Origin of the sequence: Actinophytocola sp., assembly GCF_049647105.1 — a bacterium.
Taxonomy (GTDB): Bacteria; Actinomycetota; Actinomycetes; order Mycobacteriales; family Pseudonocardiaceae; genus Actinophytocola.
In genome coordinates, this window is sequence record NZ_JBARWZ010000238.1 from 1 (window position 1) to 8,141 (window position 8,141).

An 8,141-nucleotide genomic window follows, 5' to 3' on the forward strand; every position below is an offset into this window, starting at 1 on the left:
GGTTGCGATGTCCCGAAAGGCGCTTTCAGGGCGTTGAGCGTCCCAAAGGCGGCTTTCGTGGCGCCAACTATGCCCCGAAAGCGTCTTTCGGGGCATAGCACCCGCAGGGTGCGTCCCGAAGGGCGCCCGAAAGGGCGTAAGCCCGCCACCAAGGGGCTCCCTGCCATCCCGTCGACCTGGCAACGCCCGATCACACCGTGTCAAGGGGGCACCAACCACCCAACCGGCGCCAAAAGCTGGAACCGCCCCCTTGACACGGTGTGATAGCACGAAGTGAGGTCGACGGGATGGCAGGCAGACCCGAACCCAACGCAAGAAACCCTCGAAACCCCAGACCATCCTGGAGACCTGCCCCTCCGGCGAGGAGCCGCCGGAGGCAAACACAACCAGGCTCAACGTCCCGAAAGCGTCTTTCGGGGCACTGGGATCGCACCCTGCGGGTGCGGGGTTGGCCAGGCCGAACTCGCGGGTCGTGCCGGTTGAACTCGCGAGTCGTGCCGGTTGGACTCGCGGGGTCAGGCGAGTTTGGTGATCGCGTCTTCGATGGCGCGGTGGAAGGTCGGGTAGGCGTAGATCATCTGGCGCAGCAGCTTCACCGGCACCTCGGCGTGCACCGCGACGACCAGTGCGCCGAGCACCTCGCCACCGTTCGGGCCCGCGGCCGTCGCACCGACAAGCACACCGCGGTCCGCGTCCTCGACGACCTTGATGAACCCGTTGTTGCCGACCTTGTGGATGAACCCGCGCGACGAGTAAGGCAGCTCGGACACGCCGACCCGTACGGTCAGGCCCTTGTCGCGGGCGGCGGCCTCGGACAGGCCGACCGAGCCGATCTCCGGGTCGGTGAACGTGACGCGCGGGGTGGCACGGTAGTCGGCGATCTCGGCGTCGTCCTCGCCGAGGATGTCGGCGGCGGCGATCCTCGCCTGGTACATCGACATGTGCGTGAACGCGCCGTGCCCGGTGATGTCGCCGATCGCCCACAGGCCGTCGGCGGCACGCATCCGCTCGTCGACGGTGACACCGCGGGCACTGTCGTCGAGACCGGCGGCACCGATGCCGAGTGCCATCATGTCGGACTTGCGGCCCGCGGCGACCAGCATGCGCTCGGCGTTGACGACCTCGCCGTTGTCGAGCTTCACCTGGAACTGCCCGGACTCGTAGCTGACCCGCGCGGCGGACAGACCGGTCCGGACCGTGATGCCCTCGTCGGCGAACGACTTCTCGAGCAGCTCCCCCGCCTCCGGCTCGTCGGCAGGGACCAGCCGGTCGGCGTGCTGGACGATCGTCACCTTGGCGCCGAAGCGGGAGAACACCTGCGCGAGCTCGCACCCGACCGGGCCGCCGCCAAGCACCACCAGCGAACCGGGCACCTCCTCGACGGCGACGGCGTCGCGGTTGGTCCAGTACGGCGTCTCGGCGAGCCCGTCGATCGCGGGCACGGCCGGGTCGGTGCCGGTGTTGAGGACGACGCCACGCCGGGCGGTGAACACCCGCTCGGTCCCGTCGGGAGTGGTGACGGTGACCTCGCGGGGCGCGGTGATGCGACCCCAGCCGCGCACGAACGTGCCGCCCGCGTTCTCGAACCGCTCGACGGCGACGCGGTCGTCCCAGTTGTCGGTGGCCTCCTCGCGGATCCGGCGTGCCACGGGCGCCCAGTCCTGCGTGACGTCGGCGGCGCCGGCCAGTACCGGCACGCGGCGCGCCTCACCGAGCGCGTCGGTCGCGCGGATCATCATCTTCGTCGGGATGCACGCGTAGTACGGGCACTCGCCGCCGACCAGCCGCCCGTCCACCCCGACGACGTCGAGCCCGCCTCGCGCGAGGCGCGCGCCGACATCCTCCCCGCCAGGCCCCATCCCGACCACGACCACATCGACCTCGGCACCCGGCATGAACCATCACTCCCACGGCTCGGTTGGTCCTCGCGCGGCGTTGACGATGCCGCATCCGGGGGTGGTCCGGCTAGTCGGGTCCCGACTTGACACGGGAGTCCGGTCCCCGGGGCCGTCGGGCACGGGGTGGCTCGCGGAGGAACGGTCAACGGCGACCGGCGGACCTGCCGGGGCTCACCCCACGCGGGCGACGATCGCCCTGGTGTCCACACCGGACGGGAGCGTGCCGAACGCGACGCCCCAGTCACCGTCCAAACGGGACGCGCAGAACGCGTCCGCGACCGCGGGGTGTCCGTAGCGGACCAGCAGTGATCCCTGGAGCGTCAACGCCATCCGTTCCACCAGCCTGCGCGCGGTGGCCTGGTCCTGGCCGGCCGCCAGACGTTTGCGGAGGTCGGCGACCGCCGAGTCGAGACGTGCGTCGGCGCCCTCGGCCGCGTCCACCTCGGCGAGTAACGCGTCGGCACCCCCGGATGCCATGGCACGCAACACGTCCAGTGCCGCCACGTTGCCCGACCCCTCCCAGATGGAGTTGAGCGGCGCGTCCCGGTAGAGCCGCGGCATGCCCGACTCCTCGACGTAACCGTTGCCACCGAAGCATTCCAGTGCCTCGGACGCGTGCGCGGACGCCCGCTTGGTCACCCAGTACTTGCTGACCGCGAGCCCCAGCCTGCGGAACGCGGCCTCTGACTCGTCACCGGCCAGCGCGCGGTCGGTCGCGCCCGCCAGCCGCATCGCGAGCGTGGTGGCGGCCTCGGACTCGACCGCGAGGTCGGCGAGCACGTTCGCCATCAGCGGCTGGTCGACGAGGTGCGCGCCGAACGCCTGCCGGTGCGTGGCGTGGTGGACCGCGGCCACGACGCCGAGCCGCATGCCCGCGGCACCGCCGATGACGCAGTCGAGCCTGGTCATGTTGACCATCTGGATGATCGTGGCGACGCCCTGCCCCTCGTCGCCGACCAGCCACGCGACCGCGTCGTCGTACTCCACCTCGGACGACGCGTTGGACTTGTTGCCCAGCTTGTCCTTGAGGCGCTGCAGGTGCATGCGGTTGCGGGTGCCGTCGGGCAGGACGCGTGGCAGCAGGAAGCACGACAGGCCGCCCGGCGCCTGCGCGAGCACGAGGAACAGGTCGCACATGGGCGCCGACGTGAACCACTTGTGGCCGGTCAGCAGGTAGCTGCCGTCGGGCCGCGGCCGCGCCTGCGTGGTGTTGGCGCGGACGTCCGAACCGCCCTGCTTCTCGGTCATCGACATGCCCGCGGTGAGGCCGCGCTTGGTGTCCGGGACGCGCAGGCCAGGGTCGTAGACGGTCGCCGCGAGCAGCGGCTCGTACCGGTCCGCCAGCGAAGGGTTGTGCCGCAGCGCCGGGATCACCGCGTAGGTCATGGAGATCGGGCAGCCGTGGCCCGACTCGACCTGCGCCCACGTGTAGAAGCGGGCGGCGCGGGCGGTGTGCGCGCCCGGCCGGTCGTCCCGCCACGGCGCGGCGTGCAGGCCGTGCTCGACCGCGACCGTCATCAGGTCGTGGTAGACCGGGTGGTACTCGACCTCGTCGATCCGGTTGCCGTAGCGGTCGTGCGTGCGCAGGACCGGCGGGTAGGCGTTGGCGAGCCGCCCCTGTTCCTGCGCCTGCTCACTGCCCGCGAGCCTGCCAAGCTCGTGCAGCTCGTCCTCGGCCCAGCCCGCCCCGTGCCGGTGCAGACCCTCGATGAGCGCCGCGTCGGCGGCGACGTCGTGCCCGACGAGCGGCGGGACCTGGTTCGTGACCACATGTGTTGCCGGCATGGTGGTGATGTTACATTTCTTCGACATGCGACACCAGAGCGTAATGCGCCCACTGACGGCCAGGTCGGCGGTGCTGAGCACGTTGCTGGGCGCCCATCCCCCTCGGCTGCCCGCACGGAGCCTCGTGCGGGTCGGCGAGCTGTTCGGCATCGTGGAGGGCACGATCCGGGTCGCGCTGTCCCGGATGGTCGCGGCGGGCGACCTGACCCAGGTCAACGGCGACTACCAGCTGACCCGCCGCCTGCGCGACCGCCAGGCACGGCAGGACCAGAGCCGTTCCCCGTCGACGATCCCGTGGACCGGCGAGTGGGAGATCGCGGTGGTCACCACGGCCCGCCGCTCCCCCTCCGAACGCACCGCCCTCCGCACCGCGATGACCGAACTGCGGCTGGCGGAACTGCGTGCCGGCACGTGGCTGCGGCCCGCCAACCTGGTGCGGGAGCGGCCAGCACCCGTGGTGGAGCAGTGCACGTTCCTGACCGGCCGCCCGGAGGCCGACCTGACCGGCACCCTGTGGGACCTGCCTGGCTGGGCGGCCAGGGCAGGCGAACTGGCGGAGGCGCTGGACGAGGCCACGGACCTAGCGTCGACGTTCATCCTGGCGGCGGCGGTACTGCGCCACTTCCTGGCCGATCCGCTCCTCCCGCCGGAGCTGCTCCCGGACGACTGGCCTGGCGCCCGCCTCCGCACCCGGTACGAGGAGTTCGACAAGCACTTCGTGTCCACGCTGAGAAAGCACATCGGCGTTGAATAGGAGCGTGGTTTCGTATGGTGGGTGACATGGAGCTGCGACCTGCCCGGCCAGAAGAAGCCGCCCTGCTCAGCGCCCTCGCGCTGCGGTCAAAGGCGCACTGGGGCTACAACGACTCGTTCCTCGCGGCCTGCAAGCACGAGCTGACCATCCGGCGCGGCGAGATGGCCACCCGGCACGTGACCGTGGCCGAGGTGGACGGCGCCGTCGCCGGGCACTACACCATCGACGGCGCCGAGCTTGGGCAGTTGTTCGTCGAGCCGGCGCACATCGGGCGCGGGGTCGGGCGCGCGCTGTGGACCCACGCCGTCGGCGTGGCACGCGAGCTGGGGATCCGCACGCTCTCCATCGACTCCGACCCGTTCGCGGAAGGGTTCTACCTCGCCATGGGAGCCACCAGGGTCGGCAGTACCCCGTCCGGTTCGATCCTGGGGCGGGAGCTGCCGCGACTCACCTTCGCGACGTTCGGCGGCTGACTCCCCGGTTGGGTAGCGTGCACATCGTGATCGGCTTGCCAGACCACATCACCGCATGCCTGTTCGACCTCGACGGTGTCCTCACCGGCACCGCCGCGCTGCATCGCGCGGCGTGGAAGGAGACCTTCGACCCGTTGCTGTCACAGCGCGGGCTGCCTCCGTTCACCGAGGCCGACTACAACAACCACGTCGACGGACGGCCGCGTTTCGACGGGGTGCGCGCGTTCCTGACCTCCCGCGGCATCGAGCTGCCCGATGGGCCGGCGGACGCGGAGCCGTCGGACGACACGATCCAGGGTGTCGGCAACCGCAAGAACGTGCGGGTGCAGGAGATCATCGCCGAGCGGGGCGTCAGCCCCTACCCCGGTTCGGTGCGGTTCCTCGACGCCGCGAAGAAGGCCGGGCTGCGGATCGCGGTCGTGACGTCGTCGGCCAACGGCGAGGCCGTGCTCGACGCCGCCGACCTGGCGAAGTACGTCGAGGCCCGCGTCGACGGCGTGGTGCTCGCGGAGCGGAAGCTTCGCGGCAAACCGGCGCCGGACTCGTTCCTCGCCGGTGCGGAGGCGCTCGGCACGGCACCGGCGAACGCGGCCGTCTTCGAGGACGCGCTGTCCGGCGTGCAGGCGGGCAGGGCCGGTCACTTCGGGTACGTCGTCGGCGTCGACCGGGCCGGGCAGGCCGACGAGCTGCGTGCCCACGGCGCGGACGTCGTCGTCACGGACCTCGCCGACCTACTGGCGGACAACGCGTGATGCCCGGTTTCCAGGTCGATCCGTGGCAGCTGCGCTGGAACACCCTCAACCTCGATGCGCTCGGCCGCACCGAGTCGGTCTTCGCGTTGTCCAACGGGCACATCGGCATGCGCGGCTCGCTCGAGGAGGGCGAGCCGGCCAACCTCCCCGGCACGTACCTGAACGGCTTCTACGAACAGCACGCCCTCCCCTACGCCGAAGCGGGTTACGGCTATCCGGAGGACGGCCAGACGGTCGTCAACGTCACCGACGGCAAGATCATCCGGCTACTGGTGCAGGACGAGCCGCTCGACATGCGGTACGGCCGCGCGGTCGAGCACCACCGCGTCCTCGACTTCCGGACCGGCACACTGCGCCGCGACACCCTGTGGGAGTCGCCGACCGGCAGACGGGTCCGGGTGCGCACCGAGCGGCTGGTGTCGTTCACCCAGCGCGCGGTCGCCGCGATCCACTACGAGGTCGAGCCGCTCGACGGCAACCTGCAGCTCGTCGTCCAGTCCGACCTGCTGGCGAACGAGCCGATCGAGTCCGCGTCCAAGGACCCGCGCGTGTCCGCGATGCTCAACACGCCACTGGTCGCGGAGGACGCGTTCGCGCAGGACTGTCACGCCGTGCTCGTGCACCACACCCGCAAGTCCGGGCTGCGGGTGGCCGCCGCCATGGACCACGAACTGGACACCGACGACGGCCTGCGCTGCGACATCCACGCCGAGGGGGACCTCGCCCGCCTGACCGCCGCGGTCGACGTGCCTGAGGGCTCGCGGCTGCGGGTCACCAAGTACATCGCCTACGGCTGGTCGGCCCGCCGGTCCGCGCCCGCGCTGCGAGCGCAGGTCGACGCCGCGCTGTCCGGCGCCCGCCAGACCGGCTGGGAAGGGCTGCTCGCCGAGCAGCGCGCCTACCTCGACGACTTCTGGGCCACCTCGGACGTCGAGATCGAGGGCGACCCCGAACTGCAGCAGGCGGTGCGGTTCGCGCTGTTCCACATACTGCAGGCCGGTGCCCGCGGTGAGCTGCGCGCGATCCCCGCCAAGGGCCTCACCGGCCCCGGGTACGACGGGCATTCCTTCTGGGACAGCGAGACCTTCGTGCTCCCGGTGCTCACCTACACCGTGCCGGAGGCCGCTCGCGACGCGCTGCGGTGGCGGCACTCGACCCTCGACAAGGCCCGCGAGCGCGCGGACGCGCTCGGCCTGCGCGGCGCCGCGTTCCCGTGGCGGACGATCGACGGCGCCGAGTGCTCGGCGTACTGGCCCGCTGGCACCGCGGCGTTCCACGTGTCGGCCGACGTCGCGGACGCCACCGTCCGGTACCTCGCCGCCACCGAGGACGTGGACTTCGAACGCGACCACGGCACCGAGATCCTGGTGGAGACCGCGCGGCTGTGGTGCTCGCTCGGTCACCACGATCTGCACGGCGGGTTCCGCATCGACGGTGTCACCGGACCGGACGAGTACTCCGCGGTGGTCGATAACAACGTGTACACCAACTTGATGGCGCAACGAAACCTCCGTGAGGCGGTCGCGGTGTGCGAGCGGCAGCCCTTGGCGGCGGAACGGCTCGGGGTCACCGTGGCCGAGACGACCGCGTGGCGCGAGGCGGCCGCCAAGATGGTGGTGCCCTACGACGAGATGCTCGGCGTGCACCCGCAGTCCGAGCGGTTCACCGAGCACGCGCGGTGGGACTTCGACAGCACACCGGCGGACCACTATCCACTGCTGCTGCACTACCCCTACTTCGACCTGTACCGCAAGCAGGTCGTCAAGCAGGCCGACCTGGTCATGGCCATGTACACCCGCGGCGACCACTTCACGCACGAGCAGAAGGTCCGCAACGTCGACTACTACGAAGCGCTGACCGTGCGCGACTCGTCGTTGTCGGCGTGCGTGCAGGCGGTGATGGCGGCGGAGGTCGGCTACCTCGACCTCGCGTACGACTACTTCGCCGAAGCCGCGCTGACCGACCTGCACGACCTGCACGAGAACGTGCGCAACGGTCTGCACATCGCGTCGCTCGCCGGCGCGTGGACGGTCGCGGTCGCCGGGTTCGGCGGCATGCGCGACCATGACCGCTCGCTCGCGTTCTCGCCCCGGCTACCGGGGGCGCTGACCAGGCTCGCCTTCCGGCTCACCTACCGGGAGAGCCGGTTCGCGGTGGAGATCGGCCAGGACAGCGCGTCGTACGAATTGCTGGAAGGGCCGTCGCTGACGGTCGGGCACCATGGCGAGGGGGTACCACTGGTGCTCGGCGCCGTTGAGCGACGGCCCATCCCGGCGCTCTCCTCGAGAAAAGCACCGAGCCAGCCGCATGGTCGCGCGCCCCGCAAGCGCGCTGTTCCGCCTCCCCGGAATTAAAAGTGTTCGTCCCGACCCAGCGCACCCTCGGATCGTGAGTGGTTGGCGGCTGGGTGCCGTCCCTAGTCCGCCTCCCCGGCATCAAAAGTGTTCGTCCCGACCCAGCGCACCCTCGGATCGTGAGT

Annotated in this window: 6 protein-coding genes; 4 read left to right on the forward strand and 2 right to left on the reverse strand. The window is 70.9% G+C overall.

The genetic code is table 11. The features are described 5' to 3' along the window. Positions 1-515: 515 nt before the first annotated feature. Both WBA97_RS28400 and WBA97_RS28405 read right to left on the reverse strand, forming a co-directional pair. Entirely contained in the window at positions 516-1,895 is a 1,380-nt protein-coding gene (locus WBA97_RS28400) for a dihydrolipoyl dehydrogenase family protein (protein ID WP_424234011.1), read from the reverse strand. Between the two features lie 174 nt (positions 1,896-2,069). Continuing rightward, positions 2,070-3,683: an acyl-CoA dehydrogenase family protein gene (locus tag WBA97_RS28405; RefSeq protein ID WP_424234012.1), complete on the reverse strand. Its 1,614-nt coding sequence runs from the start codon at positions 3,681-3,683 to the stop codon at positions 2,070-2,072. A 25-nt stretch (positions 3,684-3,708) separates the two neighbouring features. Here WBA97_RS28405 and WBA97_RS28410 point away from each other — a divergent pair, with 25 nt between their 5' ends. From WBA97_RS28410 to WBA97_RS28425, 4 genes are read left to right on the forward strand one after another with little or no spacing between them, the layout of a single operon-like run. Further along, the gene (locus WBA97_RS28410) at positions 3,709-4,437 is read left to right on the forward strand and encodes a PaaX family transcriptional regulator C-terminal domain-containing protein (RefSeq protein WP_424234013.1); all 729 of its coding nucleotides are present in this window, start codon (positions 3,709-3,711) and stop codon (positions 4,435-4,437) included. Positions 4,438-4,463: 26 nt separating this feature from the next. Beyond that, positions 4,464-4,910, forward strand: coding sequence for a GNAT family N-acetyltransferase (locus WBA97_RS28415; protein ID WP_424234014.1), 447 nt, complete (start codon positions 4,464-4,466; stop codon positions 4,908-4,910). A 26-nt stretch (positions 4,911-4,936) separates the two neighbouring features. Then, positions 4,937-5,662: an HAD family hydrolase gene (locus tag WBA97_RS28420; protein WP_424234015.1), complete on the forward strand. Its 726-nt coding sequence runs from the start codon at positions 4,937-4,939 to the stop codon at positions 5,660-5,662. Then, entirely contained in the window at positions 5,662-8,016 is a 2,355-nt protein-coding gene (locus tag WBA97_RS28425) for a glycoside hydrolase family 65 protein (protein WP_424234016.1), read from the forward strand. The genes WBA97_RS28420 and WBA97_RS28425 overlap by 1 nt, the downstream gene beginning before the upstream one ends. The last annotated feature ends 125 nt before the right edge of the window (positions 8,017-8,141 follow it).